Genomic DNA, 22,138 nt, shown 5'->3' on the forward strand with positions numbered 1-22,138 from the left:
TTTTAAGTGCATAGCCTCTAATGGTATCTATTGGCTATCAACACTTTATAATGGCTCATTAACTTTTCGTATGAATCAACTTTAACCACACCCTACATGAACACCACTCGTTTATACAAAGGATTTATCGGCCTGCTAATGGCTGTTGAGTTGCTGAGCTGCAAAGATCACTTGTATGTAGTGACACCCGGCGCCGATCGCTTGCGAGTAAAGAGCATCTCTCAACAAGTTACTGGCAGGGCCAGTGAAAATACGGTGAACGCCTTTTCCTATGATGGACAGGGTCGGCTGAGTTCCATCTTGACATATCAGGCGCCCGACAGCACAGTGGCACCGGTCGAAAACACAATTTATCAGTACGACACGCAAAACCGACTAGTCAGGGTGCAACACTCACAAGTTCGACGTGGGTCGAGTGCTGAGACGTACACCCTGACGTATAACGCAGCGGGTCAGTTATCGGGATTGGCCAACTCGACGTCCACGTTCAGTGTATCGCTCCAATATAACTCCGCGAATCAGGTATCAGGCTATAGTAAAAGCATTGGTGTGAGCGGACTTCGGTCAACCGGAGGGGGTGCCTTATCCTTTACTGGAAATAACCTGACGTCTTCCGCTGAGAACTTTAACGTTTACCGTACAGGAGGGTCTCCATCTGATCCTCCCGTTTACAGCAGATCAATCCGAATGACCTATACATTCGATGATAAGCTAAATCCGTTTTATGGCGTATTCATCATTCCAGCACCGGGGGTGTTTCTTCCATTCGCCGGTTCCGGAGCCTTTGGTCCATTCTATATGCTGTACGGCGGAATTGACAACACGCTTAATTTAAGCCAGAATAACGTACTGTCTGCCGTCAACTCCGATGGAACAAACACGGTGTATACCTACACTTATAACGCAGCCAACCTGCCAGCCAGCCGCACAACCATCATCAATGGCGCCATTACAGAAGTCCTGCGCTTCGACTATGAACCGAATTGAGTCCCTAGCCCGGTAGCCTATACTACAGAGCAGGTCGCTATACGCCCGCGCTGGTCCTGGCAAGAGGGCCTGCATAAGCGAGTGATATAGCTCAAAATGAGTTTTAGGTCAGCCTACTCAATAGCCAAACTGCATTCATTTGTGCGTTATCCATAGCTTATTCTGGATCAGAATTGCCAGATCGCTTGAGCCTGTATACCCAGGTTGTAGGAGCTATACTTAGCGACCTGGTAATAATCGTCACTGGCGGGCCGATAAAAGGAGTAGCTGGCAGTGGGTTGCAGCAGTAGCGATAAGCCCGTATTGATCCGGTAAGTTAAACCAACTCCTAGTACTCCGTCAGTCGTTATGGGGCGGGCTGTAAACGTCTTGCTCTGGGTAAAAATGGCTCCTGCGGAGAAATAAGGAGATAAACGATGCGCAGTTAACCGGTAGCTTATCAGGGCTGGTAATTGCCACCCCTTACTGGTAAAGGGTGTCGGTTCGCCATACGGTCCCAGAGGGCTCTTGATGTGATCCGTGCTTCGGTAATACAATACCCCCACCGAGACATCCCATCGAGGGGTAACCTGATACCGTGCGGTCAAGCCGAACGAAGAGATTACATTATGGCCGGATGCTTGAAACTGGGTGCTCGATCCATTATAGGTCATACGAGCCTGGTATGAGTAAGGGTTATAATTGAACCAGTAAGTTGGGGCAACAGACACACGACTTTGAGCCAATAAAGAAGCAGCCGTTAACAACAATAGCCCCCAGGAAAGCAGTAAAGTCTTCATAACGAAAAAGCAATAGTCAAGACCTACTCTGTTAGCAGTACCCCTGCTACCCCCATTATAAATTTCGAATGTATTTCTGTCCACCCAGATAGCGCATCTGCCGGGCAATCTGCCGTGTTCGACGCTGGATATAAGCCGATGGTTTTTTGATCGAAAACAAGCGTGGATTGGGCAGTACGGCCGCAATTCGGGCGGCTTCGTCCCGGGAAAGAGTCGCCGACGAATGACCGTAATAACGTTGGGAAGCGGCCTCGACACCAAAAGTCATTGGGCCCGTTTCAGCCACATTCAGGTATACTTCCAGAATACGCTTTTTGCCCCAGATCAGCTCGATCAGAGCCGTGAAATACACTTCCAATCCTTTGCGCAGGTAACTGCGGCCGTTCCAGAGAAATACATTTTTGGCAACCTGCTGAGAAATCGTACTGGCACCCCGAGGCCGTTTACGGGTCTGGTTTTCCTTGATAGCATCCTGGATCTCGTCAAAGTCAAAGCCCCAATGGGTTGGAAATGCCTGATCTTCTGATGATACCACGGCCAGTGCAGCTTCTTTGCTGATCTTTTCGTAAGGACGCCACTGCTTGTAGACGTGGCTACTTTCGTCGGTGCCAAAGGTGTCTATCCAACGGGAAACGATTAAGGGCGTTACCCAAACCGGTACATATTTCAAGACAATGACGTAACCAAATGAACCAAAAAACAGCCAGAGAAACGCTTTGATAGCGAACCAGTAAACCCGTTCCAACATGGGCCGTTCGCGGATAAAGTGACGGGCCTGCTGCCACTTTCCCGACGAAGTTTTTTTCTCTGACGCGGGTTTTCGTCCGGCTGGCTGCGTCCGTTGAGCAGAGGAGTTGGCCGCCTTTGGCCTGGGTGTCGGCGCTGGAGACGTGCGAAAAGTGTTTACCGGACGTTGCGGGTTCATAGCTGAAGAGTCTTACCGCGAAAATAGTATGCTGGCGGCTCTAAACCCGCGCTTTCCACGAATTAACGTGTAAATTATGAAAAAGCGTTACATCTACTCCTCAACAAATAAGGTAGCGGCCACCCGGTCGGCAAAAAGCTTTCCCGACTGGGTCAGTAATAAGCGATCACCCACGCGTGAAAGCCAGCCGGTTGCATACATAGCCGTAAGATCACGAGCCTGTTTTTCAGCAAAGTTACTGGTTAGCAAGGCATTGAGGTCAGCCAGCGAACAACCCCACTTTGTTCGGAGACCGGTTAATAAATACTCGTTTACCTGATCGGCAATCGTTAGCGTTTCGAGGGTAGCAGGGAGCTTGCCTTGACTGATGGCGGCAATGTACCGGCTGTTGTTTGCCAGATTGTATTGCCGCGAATGCCCATTATAGGAGTGTGCACTCGGCCCAATGCCGAGGTAGGGCCGACGTTGCCAGTAGGCGCTATTATGCCGGGCGTACTGATCAGGTTTGGCAAAGTTGGAGATTTCGTAATGGTCGTAATTTGCCTCATTCAATGCCTTCGTCAGCTCTTCAAACTGTTCGGCGGCACTGTCTTCGTCAGCGGGCGGCAGTTTTCCTTTTTTCTGCCAGCGGCCAAACGCAGTGTCGGGCTCAATGGTCAGGGCATAGGCTGAAAGGTGTGGTACGTCGAGCGCAAGGACTTTCTGTAAATCAAGCTGCCAGCGCGTCGTATCCCTGTTTGGAATGCCATAGATCAGATCGACGCTCATATTCTCAAAGCCCGCTTCCCGGGCTAGCCGAACACAGGCTTCAGCCTCAGTTGCGGTGTGAGCACGGTTCATCCAGCGGAGTGTGGCTTCATCAAACGTCTGTATACCAATACTTAAGCGATTGACATAGGTACGCAACATCGTCAGCTTCTCCAGATTCAGATCGTCGGGATTGGCTTCGAGCGTTATCTCTGCCGTGGGCGACACAGTGAAATGCGTTTGTATGGCGGCAAAGATCTGTTGGATTTCGCGCTCAGTCAGCAGAGATGGTGTTCCTCCGCCGAAATAGATGGTTTCGAGCGTTCGACTGGGCAGGTAGTCTTTTTGCAGGGAAATCTCGGTACAGAGCGCATCAACCAGCGCTGATTTCTGCCCCAGACTGGTGCTAAAATGGAAGTCGCAGTAGTGGCAGGCTTGCTTGCAAAAAGGTATATGTAGATAGAGATGCATCTATCTCAATGACAACAAAGGCAGCTATTGGGTTCACAAAAGAGGAGAAAAGGATGAACCTGCCTAACCAAGACTTAAATAAGACCGAAGGGCAAGCTCGATCAATCAGGACACTTCTTGCAGCGTTTTCCTTTCTTGTACTTCTTACAACACTTTTTCAACACACACTCCTGGCTTAAAAAAGGATTGACCTGCAGCAAGGGTTTGGCTTCACTCGCAGCCCCTATGTTTTCAGAAAAATTATACTCGGCAGTCATTCACGGAAGTCGTTTACGAGCGCAAAGGTAAGCTTGTTTAGATTTATTACAAATTAAAATTAGCAAATTCCTTGCAACTTCTTTTGAATCTATTCCCTAGATTCAAAAGAAGTTGCAAAGATAAAAACAGAGCTTACGGATGAATTTCACCCGTTAAGTACAACTGCACTTGCCCTGATATATCAACTCGGGCGGAATTTTCGCCGTCATCATTAAGTTTACAACGCAGGTAGCCGCCCCGTTTGGAAAGCTGACGGGCAGTCAATTCCGTTTTACCAAGTTTTTCAGCCCAATAGGGAACTAGCGTCGTGTGTGCCGAACCCGTGACAGGGTCTTCATCGATGCCCGACTGTGGTCCAAAAAACCGCGACACGAAATCGACCGTTTCTCCCTGATTATCCTGGCCAGGTGCTGTTACAATGACTCCCCGGGCTGGAACGCTGCTCATTTCCCGAAAGTCCGGCTGCAGGGCCTCGATCTGGGCCTGGGTTTCATAAACCAGCATGTAATCGGTTTTCCCTTTAAAAATACCAACCGGTTTTTCGCCCATACTGGCGATCAGCGCAGGTGGCTGTACATTCGCTTTATGCACCGGATCGGCCGGAAAATCGAGGGTGAGCCAGCCATTTTCTCCCCGGCAAACCTTTAATAAACCACTGCGGGAGTTGAAAAAGATCTGGTCGTTTTCGGGCGCACCGTTTTCCAGAAAAAACACGACATAGCCCGTCGCCAGCGTCGCATGGCCGCATAATTCAACTTCCACCGTGGGCGTAAACCAACGAATATGGTAGGTTCTTTCTTCGTCGGTTTTCACGTAAAAAGCGGTTTCAGCCAGGTTGTTTTCAGCGGCTATCCGCTGCATCTGCTCATCGGGAAGCCACTCAGCCAGTGGCACAACAGCCGCCGGATTACCAGCAAAAAGCTTGTCGGTAAAGGCATCAAGTTGATAAATTCTCATACGATTAAGGGTGCACAAGGCACGGTTTAGGAAATTAGGACTATTGATCTTTGGCTTGCAACAGACTAAATGTATCGACCGTAAACGCTGTCAGCGCCGGTATAATCAGGTCGGCAATATCAAATTTCGGATCGCTATACTCAAACGCTGCCGGTACGGCTACGGTCCGCATGCCCGCCGAATAAGCCGATAGCAGACCGCTTCCCGAATCTTCAAAGGTCAGGCAATTGGCAGGCGATACAGCTAGCTTACGGGCCGTGCCCAGGTACACATCGGGAGCTGGTTTGTTACGGGCTTCCAGCGTGGCCGAGTGCCAGAGCGTCAGCGCGTCCCGAATGCCCAACCGATTCACGACCACTTCGATCAAACTCATGGGCGAGGCCGAAGCGATGGCCGTTGGAATACCCCGGCTAACAAAGAATTGTAAGGTTTCGATGGCGCCCGGCATCGGTTCGGCCAGCCTCGCAATGCGGTCATGGACCCCGTCGGTGATGGCATCGGCCAGATTTTCAAGACTCCTTCCCGCTGCGGCCTCCTCCGACCAGGGAGCCCGGGCAAACCAGTACCGGACAACTTCCAGGATGGGCATTCCTGTGGTTTGCTTGCACTCTTCGTCGGTCAGATGTAGGCCAACGGTATCAAATACCACCCGTTCCATAGCACGCCAGTGAGGCTCAGAGTCCACCAGCAGCCCATCCATATCAAATATTGCTGCGTCTATCAAAATTCGTAAGGTATTAGTTTTACACTTTAATAATCAACGGGCGTGCTCTGTTTGTTTAGCTTTGGGCACGTCATTGACCTCAAGCGTATCGTCGTCAACAATGGTTGTATCGACGGGAACCGTAGCTGTTTTCGTTTTTGTCTCCTGCCCACAGGCAGAAAGTGATCCCAAACAGGATAAAAGGAATATACCCGTTAAATAGGTCAACCATGATCGTTCAGGGCGCATCGGTGGTAGGATCTTAGGGAACCGGCCGTTATACATCTGCCTGCCGAAACGGTTTCACATCCAATGTTTCCCAGACACCCTCCACAACATACGGATCTGTCTTCAGATACTGCTGAAGGTCCGCTTCTGTGTCGAGGTCAAGGATGAGCATGGACCCGATCATGATTTGTTCGGGATTGAGGAGCGCCCCTCCGAGCACAAACTGGCCCTTCTCTTTTAGTTGACGGACATACGTCAGGTGAGCTGGCCGAACAGCCATGCGCCGGTCAAGAGCACCGGGGTCGGTATGATCGTAAGCGTGTACAATGTACTTCATCAAGCAGACAATTGTTTCAGTAAGCAAGATACCATCTTTCGACTGCCAGCCAATGCTATGGGATTAGATTTTGGTCAAAATAAACTGCAGTGAGGGCATGGGCTACCAAGTCCGGACAATCGGGTCTGTAGCCGGATTGGTGTGCGTTTTCAGGTCGAAAAGTAAGTCTTTCGCTGTTTTCTTCCTAATTTCCGGCTTTTGGCCAATCTCTCACGTCATTCATCAATGAATCGCTTCCTCTACGGGCTACTTCTGTTGCCTGCCACATCGCTGTGGGCGCAATCTTCGTCCAATAATCCCCCCACGCTGACCGTCGAAACCATCATGCAGGACCCAAAAAGCTGGGTCGGCACGTCGCCAACAAATCCGTTCTGGTCCGACGACTCTAAGACACTTTATTTTACCTGGAATCCCAGCCAGGCCAAAGGTGGTCCCGCAAAAGGTGATTCACTTTACAAGGTGACCATCCTTCGCGATGCCCGCAAAAAAACGCTGACAGCCTCGGAACCGATAAAAGTTAGTCCCAGCGAGCGCCGAGCGCTGCCAACGCCACCCGTATCGACCTACAACCGCGCCTACACACAGCGGCTGTTTGACCGCCAGGGCGACTTGTTTCTGCTCGACGTTAAGTCGGGGTCGGTCCGTCAATTGACCAATACGGTCGAAAACGAAGTGGATCCCACGTTCTCGGGTGATGAACAGAAGGTCGTTTTTCGGCGAAGCGGGTCCAATTTGTATAGCATCGATCTGAAAACCGGCGAGCTACTCCAGCTTACTGATTTTCGCACGGGCGCGAAAAAAGCCGAACCCAAATTAACCGATGAAGAGAAATTTCTGAAACAGGATCAACTCCGGCTGTCGTCGGTGCTGAAAGAACGGAAAGAGAAAAAGGATGAAGCCGATCGGATCAGCAAAGCCGACCGGCCCAAACGCGCCAAAGAGATTTACCTGGATGACAAAACGGTCGTTAATCCGCAACTCAGCCCCGACGGGCGTTTCGTTACCTATCGCTTAACGAAGCCCGCAACGGGCGTAAAAAATACGCAGGTTCCCAATTACGTAACCGAGTCGGGCTATACGGAAGATATTCCGGGTCGGACGAAGGTGGGCGCTCCCGCTGCCAGTCAGGAGTTTTTCGTTTATGATATAGCGAAGGACACGGTTCGGGCGGTGTCCATAAAAGATATTCCGGGTATTATGGACAGACCGGCCTATCTACAATCGGTCGGAAAAGCGAAAGCCGATACGGCCAAAAAGATGCGTCCGGTCGTTATTAGTGGACCCGTCTGGTCGGATAACGGAAAAGTTTGTGTGGTTGTGGTCCGGTCATTGGATAACAAGGATCGCTGGATTATGCGTTTTGTACCGGAAACGCTGACGCTTTCCCTCCTCGACCGACAACATGAAGACACCTGGATTGGTGGGCCGGGTATTGGTTCGCTTAACTCGCCGGGCAACATGAATTTCCTGGCCGATAATCAGACGCTTTGGTTTCAGTCGGAAGCGGATGGCTACTCCCATATCTACACCGTTAATGTGCTCACAGGTGAACGCAGGCAACTGACATCGGGTACGTTTGAGGTGCAGCAGGTACAATTATCAAAAGACAAAACCCAGTTCTTCGTGCAAACCAACGAAGTTCACCCGGGCGAGCAGCATTTTTATCGGATGCCGGTAACTGGTTCACGGCCAGAACGAACGCGCCTGACGAACATGACGGGGGCCAACGATGTAACGCTTTCACCCGACGAAACCCTGATGGCTGTGCGGTATTCGTCTACCAACAAACCTTGGGAACTGTACCTGATGGCTGTTCATCAACAGTCATTGGCAACGCCTAAACGTGCTTCTCAGCCAGCAGTTTCACAGACTGCGGGTGTGTCTACTCCTATTAAACTGACCAACTCACCAACCGAAGCCTTCAAGGCTTATGCCTGGCAGGAACCGACGCTCGTCACGATTCCGGCTCGCGATGGGCAGCAGATCTACGCTCGTCTGTATAGACCAAAGACATCAACCGGCAAAGCCGTTGTGTTTGTGCACGGAGCGGGTTATTTACAGAATGCCCACAAGTGGTGGAGCCAGTATTCGCGGGAATATATGTTTCATAACTTACTGACTGACAAAGGCTATACTGTTCTCGACATCGACTACCGAGCCAGCGCCGGGTATGGCCGCGACTGGCGCACGGGAATTTATCGGCATATGGGCGGCAAAGATCTGGACGATCATGTCGATGCGGCCAAATGGCTGGTGGCAACCCAGGGAGTGGATGCCAAACGGATCGGAATTTACGGCGGCTCGTATGGTGGCTTTATTACGCTGATGGCCATGTTTACGACACCCGATGTTTTTAAAGCCGGAGCAGCGCTACGCCCCGTTACGGACTGGGCCGCCTATAATCACCCATACACGGCCAACATTCTGAACGAACCGCAGAACGACTCGCTTTCCTACCGTCGCTCCTCTCCCATCTACTTCGCCGAGGGACTGAAAAATTACTTGCTCATTTGCCACGGCATGGTCGATGTGAACGTTCACTTTCAGGACACCGTCCGGCTCATGCAGCGCCTGATCGAACTCAAAAAAGACAATTGGGAAGTAGCCACCTACCCCATGGAAGACCACGGCTTTGTGGAACCCACCAGTTGGATGGATGAGTACAAACGAATTTTGAAGCTGTTTGAAGAACGGTTATAGCGTTTGTAGGTTGTGGTTTATGGTTGGCTGACGCACGTATAGATTCGCGTCAGCCAATTATAAACTATAAACTACAACCCATAAAAACCCTCACTCCACCAATACGCGAATCACCGATTGGCGAACGCTGGCCGTTAGCTTTAGTAGATAGCTCCCAGCGGTAATGCCCGTCAGGGGCCATTCCGCTTGCTTTTTACCGGTAAAGGCGGGTATCTGTTGGTACATGACCGTCCGGCCCGAGGCATCCAGTAGCTGAACCATCACGGCAGATCGTTCGTCCTGTTCAATTTCAATCCGTAATCGATCAACAATTGGGTTTGGCATCACCCGAGCCGAGAGCAATGAAGCAGGTTCGGCCAACGCCGTCAGCACAAAATTAATGGCCTCAGATGGTGGTGAGGCACACCCATTGGCCGTAACGACCACATAATACTGGCCGCTCTGATAGGGTACTAACGATGGCCCTGTCGCATTGGGAACGGGTTTGCCGGGGTCGCCCCCCACGCGAATGTACCATTGAATGCCAGCTACCGGGTCGGTCGTTAGGGCACCACTTCCTGTTTGCGTAACGAGTGGTTTGGACGGTAACGGAAACTGGGCTTTCAGAGGTACAAACAATGTATTTGTTGAGCATTGATTGCTATCGACTACGCTTACCGTGTAGGTGCCCTCGGTCAACGTAGACTGGGTAGCCGTAAAGGTTTTCAGGGTATCCCGGCGCTCAGTGGTCCAATAGAATTTAAATGGCCTGGTGCCACCCGCTACCTGCACGGTTGCCTGGCCATCCTGACCACCCTTGCAGGTCACGTCTTTGATCGTACCCACCGATAGCGTAACGGCCCCTCCGTCTGTCACCACAGCCACAATGGAATCGGTGCAGCCAACTTCATCGGCTACTCGGAATCGATAAGTATTTGGTCGAAGGCCATTGATCTGGCTATCCGTTTGGTAAGGCTGTCCAACAACCTGATACTGCCTGACGGTACCGATCCCTCCTGTCGTGGTGAATTTTACGGCACCGGTTGGGCAAATACAGCAGGTGGCAGCCAGCGACACAGCCTGGGCTTTCAGCGGGTCAGATTTGCCAACCGTCACCGACACAAGGCTCGTACACCCATTGGCATCTGTACCCACAATGGTGTAGTCACCCGCAGCCAGCCCGGTGAATACATTGCTGCTTTGTGGGGTCTTGCCCGTAGAAAGTTGATAGCGCGTAGCGCCTGTTCCGCCAGCGGGCGTCACTTTAATGGAGCCGCTGTTGGGGCCGAAGCAGTTAACGGCTCCGGCAACGGCAGTCAATATTAGCGGAGCAGGCTGCTCAACAACCACCGATTTCTTCCCCTGACAGCCATTTCCGTCAATTACCGTTATTTCGTACGTGTTCGCTGCCAGACCCGTAAATTGTGTTCCTGTCTGCAAAGGGCTGGTTCCTAGCTGATACTGGTAGGTTCCGGCTCCACCGGTAGCCGAAACGGTAACAATCCCATCCGCCGAACCTGTGCAGCGGGTAGGCTTCATGTCCAGCTTAATATCAAAAGGAACCGGCGAGCCAATCAGTACATCCTGAAAAAATATGCAATTATTTTTATCCGTCACCCCCAGCGAATACGTTGTATTTGCTTTTAGGTTTATAAACGTGCCACTTACCTGAGGAGGGCCTAAATTGAGCAGGTAACGATAATCGCCCACCCCGCCGAAGGCTACAGCCAGCAAAGCGCCATCTGATCCACCCAGACACTTGGGCAGAACAGGCGAAACACTAACACTCAACGCCGGGGGCTGTTTCACCTCGACCGTCGCCTGGGCCGTACATCCGATGGCGTCTTTAACAGCCACAGCATAGGTGCCAGCGGTTAAATTACCGAACGTCGTATTGACCGTCTGAAAAGGCTGCCCATTAAACTGGTACTGAAGCGCACCGGTCCCACCCGTGGCATTAATGGCTACCTGACCATCTTTGCCGCCATTACATAGGGTAGACAACGAACTGGGCGTCAGCACAATAGGCGTATAAACCTGTACGGTGCCCGTAGCCGTTGTTGTTGTTACACTAGTAGCCGTACCACTGCCGGGGGTTGTGCTGGGTATGTCACAGAAGGCGGTATACGTTGTTGTTTTGGCCGGTGTCACCGTAATGGTCGCCCCGGTTTGTGTTGTCGACCAGCGGACTGACCCACTACAGCCTGAAGCGGTCAGATCGGTTTTGGTGCCTGCACAAACGGTTGCGGAGGTCACAGCTACGGCGAATGCGGTTGGTGCCTGGGTTTCTACATCGCCGGCTGCCCACGCGGTTGTCGTTAACCGGAGAAACGCAAACAAACCGAGTAGACTTATTCGGTTTGTTTGTCTAAAAAACCAGAAAAAGACTTGTACATGTTTATTCATAACGAAGCTGTTTTCGCAAACACAAATGTAGTTTACAAGCCATAACCATGGGCAGGAGACGACTTGTTTATTAGTTTTCGGTAAGCAGATGGCCATGGAGTGAGCCATACAGCAAGAAGGCCACCCAGACTCTACCTGGGTGGCCTTCTTGCGTTTGTTCTCTTTTTACCTTGTCACCCGAATCAATTGGTGTGAAACTTAGTAAAAAAGACCCCAGTCATCCGGAGCGTCATTATCTTTATCAAAGCTGTTTACCCATTCGACGAACAACAGTCTAAACTGTTCAATTTCCTCGCGCAGCACGTTCAGATAAGCGGTTTGAGTCAGCTTTTCGGCTTTGCAATACGATGTTTGAGCCAGTAATTCACGGGCATGCATTTTTATAATAACCGCGTTTTCCATACGCAGCGTGTATAGATCGCCCCCTTCGGCACCAACAATTTTCGGCGCCAGCATCATCGCATTCGCCAGCATCTGTTCATGCATCATCAGGACATCTTCTTCCTTATTAATGGTTTCGACAATGGCCTGCGTCAACTCCATTAACTCGTTGGCTTTGCGAAGAATAGGCAAATTTTTAATGCGCCTGTTTTCGGCCTCCATCTCGGCACGGGCTTCTTCAGGGTCATAGTCCTCGTCGAAACCATCCCAGTCCATGAAGCTATCGTCGTCGTCTTCGTCGTCAAAGTTCATTACAAAATGGGCAGAGGGATTAAACGCCTTCTGATCGCCAAAGTAACACAATCGTTCGCCAAAAACAAACCCCTGCGGCTTAAAAAGCTGTCCGTTACGTGTTTCACAAAGCCATCCCGCTAACGATCGAAAGCAACCCTCCCTAAAACGCAGCCATTCGTACCCATTGACGCCAAGCCTTGCGTTCGGGACGTTCAAGGGGGGCGTTACCTGGCCGCCCACACTAGCATTTTCGAGAAAACAGGTTCGTAAATCGAACAAAAACGTAGGCAACCTGTATATTTGTTGGGTTTACAAGTTGCTTTCCCACTGTAGAGAATGACGTATTGTTTAGGAATTAAAGTCGCGTCGGGCCTGGTTGCCATCGCTGACAGACGATTGACTTCGGGCTCCGAAGTGTCGTCTAACCGGAAAATTTCGGTTCATGAAGTCGAGAATCACTCCCTGTTTATCATGACATCGGGACTGCGTTCCGTACGCGATAAAGCGATAACCTATTTCAAAGAAGTACTGGCTGAACAAGATCGCTCATTCAATAAACTCTACAAAGCTGTCAATGCCTTCGGAGAGCAGGTGAAACGAGTGGCGCAGGAAGATAAAACATCCATTGTGGCCAGCGGCCTGAATTTCAACCTAAACGCCATTGTGGGCGGGCAGTTGGAAGACGATGAAGAACATAAGCTCTTCATGCTGTACCCAGAAGGAAACTGGGTTGAAGTGGATCAGGGATCACCGTTCAAAATAATCGGCAATTCCGGTTACGGCAAACCGCTGTTGTTCAGAAATTTGTCGTACGAGTCCAGCATGGCCGATGCGCTGAAAATCGGTTTTCTGGCATTTGATGCCACCCGCGTCAGCGCCAACGATGTGGATTACCCCTTAGACGTGGTCGTTTATCCGAAAGATAGTTTTCACATGACCGAGTACAGGCTCGAGAAAGAAGACATGGACGAAATTTCTCACCAGTGGAGTGCTTTACTTGGCAATTCCGTCCGTAAAGTACCGACCTACTGGATGGACCCTATTTTTGAGAAAGTACGTTCTACAAAAAAATGATGAATGATGAGTTATAAATGATAAATAAAGCTTTAGCCTATTTCATCATTTATAACTCATCATTCATAACTCATCCTTCTATGCAGCTTCACGTTCGGCACGAATCCGAATATACATACGATAGCCCCGTGGCCCTGGGTCCACAAACGCTTTATCTGTATCCCCGGACGTATCCTTATCAGCGGTTGCTGAAATACGAACTGCTGATCGATCCACAACCGGCCCGGGTTGTTCGCAATGTCGATGTGGAAGGGAATGTTCAGCAGGTGGTCTATTTCAATCACCCAACGAAACACCTCAGGGTATCGGCCGACATGGAGCTCCAGTCCGATGATTTCAATTCGTTCGATTTTGTCTTATATCCGTTTGACACGAAGCGGGTGCCATTTCGATACCCGCAAGCCATCGAGGATTTACTTCAGCCTTATCTCAAACAGGTGGGCGTTTCGGAGCGTGTCAGCAGCTGGGCCCGGGAACTGGCAGCCGGAGCCAACTGGCAGACAACGGGCTTTTTAATCGCGCTAAATCAGGCCCTTCGAAAATTCACCTACGAAATTCGCGAATTAGGCGCGCCCTTTCCACCCGAGCAAACATTGACCCTTCATAAAGGCTCCTGCCGGGATTATACAACCCTGTTCATGGCCGCCTGCCGGAGCCTGGGCATTGCCGCCCGTTTTGTCAGTGGCTATTTATTTGGAAACCCGCAGCAGGAGCACCAACTACATGCCTGGGCCGAAGTATACCTGCCGGGTGCTGGCTGGCGTGGCTTCGACCCTACCGAAGGGTCGCTGGTGCTGAATCGGCACATTTTTCTAACCTCGACGGCGAAGCCCGAGCTGGCTGCCCCCATTAGCGGAACATTCAAAGGGCGGGCCAACTCAACCCTTCGCTCTGAACTGTTCTTCGTTTAAAAAAACTGCTGCTGCACGTACCTTTTGGCTGAACTTTAGGGGGTCTGAACACCCATTGCTTACGCACGATCGACTATCTTTGCATACTTATCTACATTTATTTACCTAACCCAAAACGTGGCATTAATTAAGTCTATTTCCGGGATTCGAGGAACGATTGGGGGGCGCAGCGGAGACGGACTGACCCCTTTGGATGTTGTTAAATTTACAGCAGCATTTGGTCAATGGCTCCGGCAACGCAATCCCGAACGCCAGTCGGTTGTTATTGGCCGCGATGGTCGCTTGTCAGGAGAAATGGTATCCAAGTTGGTAGCCGCCACCCTGCAGGGCCTGGGCCTGCATGTGATCGATCTGGGTCTGTCCACTACGCCTACCGTTGAGCTGGCCGTGGTTGGTGAAGGCGCGGCTGGTGGTATTATTCTGACGGCCAGCCATAACCCGATTCAATGGAACGCCCTCAAACTGCTTAATGAAACCGGCGAATTTATATCCGCCCAGGATGGGGCCGATGTTCTGGCCATTGCCGATAGTGAATCCTTTGACTTTGCGGAGGTTCGTAAATTAGGAAAATATACGGCGGATAACACCTGGCTGCAAAAACACATTGATCAGATTCTGGCCCTGCCGCTGGTTGATCGGGATGCGATTGTCGCCCGAAATTTTCGGGTTGTTGTCGATGCGGTCAACTCGACTGGTGGCATTGCCGTTCCGATGCTGCTGGAGGCACTGGGTGTTGAGCAGATCACAAAACTGCACTGTGAGCCCACGGGCAATTTTGCCCACAACCCAGAGCCGCTTCCCGAAAACCTGCGCGACATCATTAAAGAGATGGAAAAGGGCAATGCCGATCTGGGCATCGTGGTCGATCCCGACGTAGATCGGCTGGCGCTGATTTGTGAAGATGGTTCAGCCTTCGGCGAAGAGTATACGCTGGTTGCCGTGGCCGATTATGTCCTAAAAAATAAGCCCGAGGGCAAGGCAGGCAATACAATTTCCAACATGTCGAGCACGGTTGCCCTGCGTGATGTGACCCGGAAGTACGGGGGACAGCATTTTGCCTCCGCCGTGGGCGAGGTGAACGTGGTGGAAATGATGAAAGAGAAAGACGCCATCATTGGTGGCGAGGGAAATGGCGGTATTATCTACCCTGACCTCCATCATGGACGCGACGCACTCGTGGGCATTGCCCTTTTCCTGACGCATCTGGCAAAATTTGGCAAGTCAGCGTCTATGCTGCGTCGAATTTACCCGAACTACTACATTTCCAAAAACAAGATCGAGCTCACACCCGATATCAATGTCGATGCGGTGCTGGATCGCATTCAGGCAAAATATGCCAAGAATCCGATCAACACCATCGACGGGGTCAAGATTGAGTTTGATAAGGAATGGGTTCACCTTCGAAAGTCAAACACGGAACCCATTATTCGTATTTATTCGGAATCAGACACGCTGGCAACCGCCGATCATCTGGCGGGAAAGATCATTAATGATATTCGGGAAGTACTGGCCGAAAATCGTCAACTCTAATTAACTAGCGATTATTTACTTAATCAATAAAAAAGGCCATTCTATAGAGAGTGGCCTTTTTTGTTGCCCACCTAAGGCCCCTATCCTGTGGAATAAACTACTCAACAAAGGATTGGCATTGTCTGCAATAAACCACCAATTGATGTTTAATGTACTGATAAACAATAGATTAATCCATTTAAACAGAATATGGCACAATTTTTAGACAGTACAGGTAATCCCAATCGAAATTCAAAACAAACAAGATTATGAGCTTTATAAGAGGTGTGTTAGCAGGATTAGCTATTGGTTATCTGACAGCTCCCCGGAGTGGCAAAGAAACTCGTGACAAACTGACCCAGAATGTCAATGACTTACAGGGCCAGTGGGAAGAGGGCGTAGCGCAGGTAAAATCGCAGGTCGACAAACTAGTCGGTAAAGCAGAAACAACGGCAAATCAATATGCCAACAAGGCTGAGAACAAAGTTGATCAGCTTAAAAATGAAGCACAATCGACATACAACCAGGAGCGTGCGAAAAACGCGTATAACAATAAGGTCGACGATGCGGCTGATGCCACGAAATCAGGCATCAACAACATTGAAGATGCGTTGAAGCTGAACTAATAAGTAGCTTTTGACAAAACAAAAAGGCATACCCAGTTACTGGGTCTGCCTTTTTGTTTTGTCAAAAGTACAGCGCAAAACTGAACGCTCTATCGAGTCATGCTGATTACTTGATTGCAATGGGCAGGTCGACATGTTCCCAACGAAGTAAAACGCCCTTACCCGTTATGTCATACACCAGTCGCTCATGCATCTGGGCGGATTTCATTGGTTTCGCCATAACGCGCAACACATCCTGCCCCTGGTCGTACTTGAAAGCACCCCACTGGTTCGCCACTTTGTTAAAAATAACGGTCCATTCGTTCTCGCCGGGGATGGTAAAAAAACCGTATTTACCGGCTGGCAATGATTTACCCTCCACCATAATGTCTTTATCGGTTTCGAATGTCGTAGCCTCGTTAGCGCCCGAACGCCACACTTTCCCGTAAGGTGCAAGAGAGCTGGTCGTCTCCCAAACAGACCGGCCTTTTACGGACGGACTACTGTAGTTAATTGTGATCGTCGCGCCATTTACTTTTCCGCTGGCCATAGCAGGCGGACTTGGCCGATTTGCCTTATCTCCCTGCGCCCAGGCCGTTACACTCATTAGTACACCCGCCAATGCGAAGATCATCAGTCGGTTTATGCCTGTTAGTTTCATTGTAGTAAATAGTAAGTATCCGGCCTAAAAGTAGGCAAAAGGACGATAAGCGAGTACCCTATGGCATACGTTTTACATAAAAATACCCGATACTATTTTTAGCATCGGGTATTTTGCGTGAATAGTCAAGCGACGAAGCTTACTCCCACTCGATTGTAGCGGGTGGTTTCGATGAAATATCGTACACAACCCGATTGACACCTTTCACCCGGTTGATGATTTCATTCGATATATCGGCCAGAAATTCGTAGGGAAGGTGCGCCCAGTCGGCGGTCATTCCGTCTACGCTCGTTACGGCCCGCAGCGCGACAACACGTTCATACGTCCGCTCGTCGCCCATAACGCCAACCGATTGCACCGGCAGAAGCATTGCCCCCGCCTGCCATACTTTATCGTACAGACCTTCGCGTTTCAAGCCGTCGATAAACAGGGCATCGACCTGCTGCAAAATGTCTACCTTTTCGGCTGTCACATCGCCCAGAATACGAATGGCCAGACCAGGGCCCGGGAACGGATGTCGGCCCAGAATGGCTTCGGGCAGACCCAACGTCCGGCCAACCGCGCGAACTTCGTCTTTGAACAAGGTATTGAGCGGTTCCACAACTTTCAGTTTCATGAAATCAGGAAGTCCCCCGACATTATGGTGCGACTTGATCGTTGCCGATGGTCCTTTTACGGAAACGGATTCGATAACGTCCGGGTAAATGGTCCCCTGCCCCAACCAGGATACACCTTCGATCAGATGGGCCTCGTGGTCGAATACCTCGATAAACGTTCGTCCGATGGCTTTACGCTTGGCTTCCGGATCGGTCAAGCCAGCCAGCGCGCTGTAGAATTGCTCTTTTGCATCGACACCTTTTACGTTCAGGCCCAATGTTTTGTAGGATTCCAGAACGCCCGCAAACTCATCTTTCCGGAGCACGCCGTTATCGACAAAAATGCAGTAAAGGTTTTCACCGATTGCCTGGTGAATCAGCATGGCCGCTACCGACGAATCGACACCTCCGGACAGTCCCAGCACGACTTTGTCATCGCCTAGCTGCTGTTTCAGGCTGGCCACTGTCGTTTCGGCAAATGAGGCTGCCGTCCAGTTCTGCGAACAGCCGCAGATATCGACAACGAAGTTGTGAAGGAGCATTTTGCCCTGCAGTGAATGCGTTACTTCGGGGTGAAACTGAATGCCGTAGGTTGGCTCACCGTCTACCTGGAAAGCGGCCACATGAACCGTATCGGTCGACGCAATGATGTCGAAGTTTTCGGGTACGCTCGTAATGGTATCGGCATGCGACATCCACACCTGTGAGTGCTGGTCGATCCCCTTCATCAGCGGGCTCTCTCCCTTCACGGTGCCTAGCTTGGCCCGGCCATATTCACGAATGGACGATGCTTTAACTTCTCCTCCGCTGGTGTGAGCCAGCAATTGAGCGCCGTAGCAAACGCCCAGTAAAGGCATTTTATGCCGGAAAGCGGCCAGATGAACTTCGGGCGCATCGGCATCACGAACGGACGAAGGACTGCCTGAGAGAATGATGCCCTTAACGTCGGGCGTAATAGTTGGAAGGTGATTATACGGATGGATTTCGCAGTAAACATTCAGTTCGCGTACCCGGCGAGCAATGAGTTGTGTATACTGAGAACCAAAATCAAGAATCAGAATCTGTTCGGTGGCCATGAATAGGTCTCTAAAATGCAAAGTTAGGGCATTTTTCGTGAAAACGCCCTAACCGAAGCAACCTTACCCAGAATGCTTAGCGGGTAACGAGTAATCGACACTGAACCCCACCCGTTTTGTACCGCATGGCCAGCACATACGTACCCGTCGGCAAAGAGGCCACCGAAAATGATAAAAACGGGGTACCCGCCGGTACCTGATAATTCCGTTGCAGCACAACTTTGCCCGCTTCGCTGGTTATGGTAAGCGACACAGCGTCGCCACTCCAGTCTAACGGCAGTCGTATGTTCACCTGGTCCGTGGCCGGATTAGGATAGACCAAGGCACTCGAATTAGCCAGCGAGCCGGTATACCCTAACTCCAGCTCGGGCCCTACTTTTACATTTAAAACCAATTGCAACGAAGCCGTTACTGTGGGAGAGTAATCGGATTCGGCGCGCTTTCCAAACGCTCGAATCCGGTATTTATAAATTTTACCAAGCTTGAGCGAATCGGGGCGATTTGCCTTACGCAGGTCCTGATACATGACGGCGGTACCTGGCAGCAGCGCAATTGGTTTAAACAGATCACCGCTGTCGGCCCGCTCGATGGCCCACTGCGCAATGCTGTCCGACTTTGTCTCCCAGGTGAGTTTGATCGCACTTGTATCGACCGGTATGGCCCGCAAATCCGAAACCGCTGGCAAGGGTGGCGCGATTGGTACCTGATAAAACGTCAGGGCGCGCATTCCCCGACGATTACGAATAACGGGTCCGGCATAAAACCCAAGTTCATTGTCTTTATACGAGGAGGGCAAATACGTCAGGTGCTTGGCAGTAACCGGTTTCGTCAATTTCAACACCAGCCGGTTTCCCTGTTCCGTTACGGATTTAATGATCCCACTTTCGCCATTCGGATAATCTGAATAGATGAAATCAGATAAGCTTTGGGCATACTTGTGGCCATTGCCAGGATTGGTGATGGTTGTATCGGCGGGCCAGTGTATTTCCTGACCAGGCTCGAATTCAAGGGTTATTTCGTCCTGTTTGGGTGTACTGTAATAAAGGCGTTGCAGGTTAGGCGAATGAATATTGCTGGTATCGGCAGAGGCATAAAAGTCACTGGCAACGAGCCGGTATAATTCCAGGCCGAATTGACGATACGCCACTTCATCATAGTGAAGCCCCTGATAGCCAGGCAGACCTACCGTAGCAATGGGTTCGTTATCCCCAAACAGTGTTTTGGATCGGCGCTGAAAATCACGCAATGCTCCCGCTTTTATGACATCGTTGGTGAGCAGATTCAGCTGTGAGTGGTACACCTTTTTGATACCTGGATAATCTTTTTTCCAATAGCTATATAATTGCGGAAAAACGCGGCTGTATACATCGGGATCATTGGCGGCCTCGGCTTCGCCCTGCCGCCAGATCATGGCTTTCACCTGGGCAGCAACACCGGCCTTGCTGGCTCGGTAGTATAAGCGCCCATACAGCGAATTCATTGAAGCCGGTTGGTTGGCATCCCGAATGGCATGGCTGTTAATATCCGTCGATCCAACAGCGCCATTGATCACGGCCGTTGGAATCCCATTCTGCTCTTTAATGTAGCGTTGAAGCTCAACTCCCCAAAGGGTATTCGCCCCTTCCGTCGTGTTGGTCAGGCACCAGGCCGTATCGGCAGGATTATAGGCTACGGCTCCATTATTAACACCAAAAGTTCGGCAGAATTCGCTTTTATAGGCATTTTCGTTAAACCGGCCAACAGCGTTCGACTGGCCCATAATCAGGAATACATCGCCACAGACAATACTATCCCGAATGGCTACCTGAACGGAATCACCGGGAGTAGCCCGGTGCACGAATACCTGAAAACTGTACTGGCTTAACTCGGCTTTGATAATGGGCTTAAACGCAAAACGCCCGGTGGTGGAGTCTACGGCTGTCCGGGCATATTGATAACGAAGCTGATTTCGCCGGACGACCAGTGAAACAGCTTTCACGTCGCCAACGGATGCCCGACCGGAAATCGCAACCACACATTGATTGGTTTGATCACGGGCATAAAGCTGCAATCGAGCAGGCCACTGTTCAAAAGAAACAGTGGCCTGCGCCGACCCCTGAAAGGGAAGTAAGATGCTTAAAAGTAAAAAGGTTACTAACAGTTTCACAGAGTTACGGAAGAAAAAGAGTACCAGCAGAAGTGATGTGCGGCAAATGTACTTTATTGTAACTAAATGATTGTTAATAAAGAATAAACAAATGATTACAAATAATCTGCTTACGGGCTTATGGGTACAAAAGATATTTTTTTCGAATTAGTTTGTAGGCATTTATCCCAGGCTCCCAGCTTTTGCGAATCTTCGCAACGGGAACACCCGCCAGTAGTTGTAGCCGAAGTTGATCCGTTCCGGCAAGCCGGTCGATACCATTATTGGCCAGGAAAAACTTGCTTTTGTCAGAAGCCCGATTGAAGAAGTCAAAAAAATAGTCCAGCATCAGTCCTTGCTTCGAGACCATAACTGCGGATAAATCCAGCCCATAACACAGTTGTCCTTCCAGCGGAGGATTAATGGCACCTGGCTTATCGACCGGCGTGAATGTATACGGGCCGTATTTAGTATAAGGTGACCCAATCACTTGAAACTGCTTATCGGTGCCGCGCCCCACACTAACAACCGTACCTTCAAAAAAACAAAGCGATGGATACAGCAAGATAGCCTGCTGGTTCGGCAGGTTCGGCGATGGAGGCACCGATAAGGTATAAGGGGTCTGGTGTGTGTAGTTTTTGAGTGGAATCACCGTCAGCGGGCATGTTTTGGCTCCCGCTAACCATCCCTGCCCATTAATCATGCGGGCCAACTCCCCCATAGTCAGTCCATATACAACAGGAATCGGGTTCAGCCCAACAAACGATTTAAACTTGGCCTCAAGCACCGGGCCATCCACATAATGGCCATTGGGATTAGGGCGATCCAGCAAAATCATCGGCTTGTTTGCTTCCGCACAGGCTTCCATTACATAATGCATGGTGCTGGTGTAGGTATAAAACCGGGCACCCACATCCTGAATATCAAAAACGACTACATCCAGCGAGTCCATCTGCTGGGGAGTTGGTTTGCGATTTTTACCATATAGCGAGGTGATCATAATGCCCGTTTTCGGATCACGTCCGCTACTGATTTCTTCCCCATCGGTAGCCTGCCCCCGAAAACCATGTTCCGGCGCAAAAATGGTTTTGATGGATACGCCCCGGGAAAGCAAGCTGTCGACCAGATGCGCGGCACCAACCCTGGACGTGTGATTGACCACCAGGCCAACCCGCTTTCCCTGCAACGTGGGCAGGTATAAGTTCATTTGATCGGCGCCGGTTTGCACGGCAGGCGTTGTTTTTTGCTTACTCGTTTGAGCCTGGCAGGCCATAGCAAGCATACTAAAGCCAATAAAAAAGAGTTTTGTCAAGAAAGTCATCGTAACAAGCGGGAAGTGCGTCATGCAAAACTCTTACTTTTACGCACCATAACAAAGAAGATACGTTAATCAGGTACGAAGTATGCCTTTAGCTTTTAACTTTCTTCC

19 protein-coding genes are annotated in these 22,138 nt (G+C 50.4%); 6 read left to right on the forward strand and 13 right to left on the reverse strand.

The genetic code is table 11. The features are described 5' to 3' along the window. Nucleotides 1-96: 96 nt before the first annotated feature. Nucleotides 97-987: a hypothetical protein gene (locus ACYVAM_RS02485; protein WP_461063573.1), complete on the forward strand. Its 891-nt coding sequence runs from the start codon at nucleotides 97-99 to the stop codon at nucleotides 985-987. A 167-nt stretch (nucleotides 988-1,154) separates the two neighbouring features. Here ACYVAM_RS02485 and ACYVAM_RS02490 read toward each other — a convergent pair whose 3' ends face one another. The 7 genes from ACYVAM_RS02490 to ACYVAM_RS02520 all read right to left on the reverse strand — a co-directional run bounded on the left by ACYVAM_RS02490 (nucleotide 1,155) and on the right by ACYVAM_RS02520 (nucleotide 6,392). Continuing rightward, on the reverse strand, nucleotides 1,155-1,766 hold the full coding sequence (locus ACYVAM_RS02490) for an outer membrane beta-barrel protein (RefSeq protein WP_461063575.1): 612 nt from the start codon (nucleotides 1,764-1,766) through the stop codon (nucleotides 1,155-1,157). A 55-nt stretch (nucleotides 1,767-1,821) separates the two neighbouring features. Further along, nucleotides 1,822-2,691 carry a monofunctional biosynthetic peptidoglycan transglycosylase gene (mtgA, locus tag ACYVAM_RS02495; RefSeq protein WP_461063577.1) on the reverse strand — a complete coding sequence of 290 codons (870 nt, stop codon included), beginning with the start codon at nucleotides 2,689-2,691 and terminating at the stop codon, nucleotides 1,822-1,824. A 93-nt stretch (nucleotides 2,692-2,784) separates the two neighbouring features. After that, complete coding sequence (gene hemW, locus ACYVAM_RS02500) at nucleotides 2,785-3,909, reverse strand: radical SAM family heme chaperone HemW (RefSeq protein ID WP_461063579.1); 1,125 nt, start codon at nucleotides 3,907-3,909, stop codon at nucleotides 2,785-2,787. Between the two features lie 390 nt (nucleotides 3,910-4,299). Continuing rightward, complete coding sequence (locus ACYVAM_RS02505) at nucleotides 4,300-5,124, reverse strand: PhzF family phenazine biosynthesis protein (protein ID WP_461063581.1); 825 nt, start codon at nucleotides 5,122-5,124, stop codon at nucleotides 4,300-4,302. A gap of 40 nt (nucleotides 5,125-5,164) precedes the next feature. After that, complete coding sequence (locus tag ACYVAM_RS02510) at nucleotides 5,165-5,848, reverse strand: HAD-IA family hydrolase (RefSeq protein ID WP_461063583.1); 684 nt, start codon at nucleotides 5,846-5,848, stop codon at nucleotides 5,165-5,167. A 33-nt stretch (nucleotides 5,849-5,881) separates the two neighbouring features. Then, a complete protein-coding gene (locus tag ACYVAM_RS02515) occupies nucleotides 5,882-6,076 on the reverse strand; it encodes a hypothetical protein (RefSeq protein ID WP_461063585.1) in 195 nt (64 codons plus the stop codon). 28 nt (nucleotides 6,077-6,104) lie between these two features. Then, nucleotides 6,105-6,392, reverse strand: coding sequence for a YciI family protein (locus ACYVAM_RS02520; protein ID WP_461063587.1), 288 nt, complete (start codon nucleotides 6,390-6,392; stop codon nucleotides 6,105-6,107). A 225-nt stretch (nucleotides 6,393-6,617) separates the two neighbouring features. Here ACYVAM_RS02520 and ACYVAM_RS02525 point away from each other — a divergent pair, with 225 nt between their 5' ends. Then, nucleotides 6,618-9,092 (forward strand): S9 family peptidase, encoded by a 2,475-nt coding sequence (locus ACYVAM_RS02525; protein ID WP_461063589.1) that lies wholly within the window; start codon nucleotides 6,618-6,620, stop codon nucleotides 9,090-9,092. A 90-nt stretch (nucleotides 9,093-9,182) separates the two neighbouring features. On the opposite strand, the gene ACYVAM_RS02530 is transcribed toward ACYVAM_RS02525, so the two are convergent. Both ACYVAM_RS02530 and ACYVAM_RS02535 read right to left on the reverse strand, forming a co-directional pair. Next, complete coding sequence (locus ACYVAM_RS02530) at nucleotides 9,183-11,477, reverse strand: T9SS type A sorting domain-containing protein (RefSeq protein ID WP_461063591.1); 2,295 nt, start codon at nucleotides 11,475-11,477, stop codon at nucleotides 9,183-9,185. Between the two features lie 198 nt (nucleotides 11,478-11,675). Further along, nucleotides 11,676-12,170 carry a hypothetical protein gene (locus tag ACYVAM_RS02535; RefSeq protein WP_046574745.1) on the reverse strand — a complete coding sequence of 165 codons (495 nt, stop codon included), beginning with the start codon at nucleotides 12,168-12,170 and terminating at the stop codon, nucleotides 11,676-11,678. 318 nt (nucleotides 12,171-12,488) lie between these two features. On the opposite strand from ACYVAM_RS02535, the gene ACYVAM_RS02540 reads away from it, so the two are divergent. The 4 genes from ACYVAM_RS02540 (at nucleotide 12,489) to ACYVAM_RS02555 (ending at nucleotide 16,272) form a co-directional block, all read left to right on the forward strand. Further along, nucleotides 12,489-13,226, forward strand: coding sequence for a peptidase (locus tag ACYVAM_RS02540; protein ID WP_046579576.1), 738 nt, complete (start codon nucleotides 12,489-12,491; stop codon nucleotides 13,224-13,226). Nucleotides 13,227-13,306: 80 nt separating this feature from the next. Continuing rightward, complete coding sequence (locus ACYVAM_RS02545) at nucleotides 13,307-14,137, forward strand: transglutaminase family protein (RefSeq protein WP_461063593.1); 831 nt, start codon at nucleotides 13,307-13,309, stop codon at nucleotides 14,135-14,137. A 117-nt stretch (nucleotides 14,138-14,254) separates the two neighbouring features. Continuing rightward, on the forward strand, nucleotides 14,255-15,667 hold the full coding sequence (gene glmM / locus ACYVAM_RS02550; RefSeq protein ID WP_461063595.1) for a phosphoglucosamine mutase: 1,413 nt from the start codon (nucleotides 14,255-14,257) through the stop codon (nucleotides 15,665-15,667). Nucleotides 15,668-15,915: 248 nt separating this feature from the next. Beyond that, entirely contained in the window at nucleotides 15,916-16,272 is a 357-nt protein-coding gene (locus tag ACYVAM_RS02555) for a YtxH domain-containing protein (RefSeq protein WP_461063597.1), read from the forward strand. Nucleotides 16,273-16,378: 106 nt separating this feature from the next. Here the strand turns inward: ACYVAM_RS02555 and ACYVAM_RS02560 are convergent, their stop codons facing one another. From ACYVAM_RS02560 to ACYVAM_RS02575, 4 genes are all read right to left on the reverse strand, one after another. Continuing rightward, complete coding sequence (locus tag ACYVAM_RS02560) at nucleotides 16,379-16,912, reverse strand: DUF2911 domain-containing protein (protein ID WP_461063599.1); 534 nt, start codon at nucleotides 16,910-16,912, stop codon at nucleotides 16,379-16,381. Nucleotides 16,913-17,051: 139 nt separating this feature from the next. Further along, a complete protein-coding gene (guaA, locus tag ACYVAM_RS02565) occupies nucleotides 17,052-18,584 on the reverse strand; it encodes a glutamine-hydrolyzing GMP synthase (RefSeq protein WP_461063601.1) in 1,533 nt (510 codons plus the stop codon). Nucleotides 18,585-18,660: 76 nt separating this feature from the next. After that, complete coding sequence (locus ACYVAM_RS02570; RefSeq protein ID WP_461063603.1) at nucleotides 18,661-20,730, reverse strand: sialate O-acetylesterase; 2,070 nt, start codon at nucleotides 20,728-20,730, stop codon at nucleotides 18,661-18,663. A gap of 118 nt (nucleotides 20,731-20,848) precedes the next feature. Continuing rightward, nucleotides 20,849-22,030 (reverse strand): exo-beta-N-acetylmuramidase NamZ family protein, encoded by a 1,182-nt coding sequence (locus tag ACYVAM_RS02575; protein WP_461063605.1) that lies wholly within the window; start codon nucleotides 22,028-22,030, stop codon nucleotides 20,849-20,851. Nucleotides 22,031-22,138: the final 108 nt, after the last annotated feature.

Source organism: Spirosoma horti (assembly GCF_054776595.1).

Coding starts and splice junctions, on each gene's coding strand:
- ACYVAM_RS02485 (WP_461063573.1), top strand. CDS start 97: ATGAACACCACTCGTTTATACAAAGGATTTATCGGCCTGCTAATGGCT.
- ACYVAM_RS02490 (WP_461063575.1), bottom strand. CDS start 1,766: ATGAAGACTTTACTGCTTTCCTGGGGGCTATTGTTGTTAACGGCTGCT.
- mtgA (WP_461063577.1), bottom strand. CDS start 2,691: ATGAACCCGCAACGTCCGGTAAACACTTTTCGCACGTCTCCAGCGCCG.
- hemW (WP_461063579.1), bottom strand. CDS start 3,909: ATGCATCTCTATCTACATATACCTTTTTGCAAGCAAGCCTGCCACTAC.
- ACYVAM_RS02505 (WP_461063581.1), bottom strand. CDS start 5,124: ATGAGAATTTATCAACTTGATGCCTTTACCGACAAGCTTTTTGCTGGT.
- ACYVAM_RS02515 (WP_461063585.1), bottom strand. CDS start 6,076: ATGCGCCCTGAACGATCATGGTTGACCTATTTAACGGGTATATTCCTT.
- ACYVAM_RS02520 (WP_461063587.1), bottom strand. CDS start 6,392: ATGAAGTACATTGTACACGCTTACGATCATACCGACCCCGGTGCTCTT.
- ACYVAM_RS02525 (WP_461063589.1), top strand. CDS start 6,618: ATGAATCGCTTCCTCTACGGGCTACTTCTGTTGCCTGCCACATCGCTG.
- ACYVAM_RS02530 (WP_461063591.1), bottom strand. CDS start 11,477: ATGAATAAACATGTACAAGTCTTTTTCTGGTTTTTTAGACAAACAAAC.
- ACYVAM_RS02535 (WP_046574745.1), bottom strand. CDS start 12,170: ATGAACTTTGACGACGAAGACGACGACGATAGCTTCATGGACTGGGAT.
- ACYVAM_RS02540 (WP_046579576.1), top strand. CDS start 12,489: ATGACGTATTGTTTAGGAATTAAAGTCGCGTCGGGCCTGGTTGCCATC.
- ACYVAM_RS02545 (WP_461063593.1), top strand. CDS start 13,307: ATGCAGCTTCACGTTCGGCACGAATCCGAATATACATACGATAGCCCC.
- ACYVAM_RS02555 (WP_461063597.1), top strand. CDS start 15,916: ATGAGCTTTATAAGAGGTGTGTTAGCAGGATTAGCTATTGGTTATCTG.
- ACYVAM_RS02560 (WP_461063599.1), bottom strand. CDS start 16,912: ATGAAACTAACAGGCATAAACCGACTGATGATCTTCGCATTGGCGGGT.
- guaA (WP_461063601.1), bottom strand. CDS start 18,584: ATGGCCACCGAACAGATTCTGATTCTTGATTTTGGTTCTCAGTATACA.
- ACYVAM_RS02575 (WP_461063605.1), bottom strand. CDS start 22,030: ATGACTTTCTTGACAAAACTCTTTTTTATTGGCTTTAGTATGCTTGCT.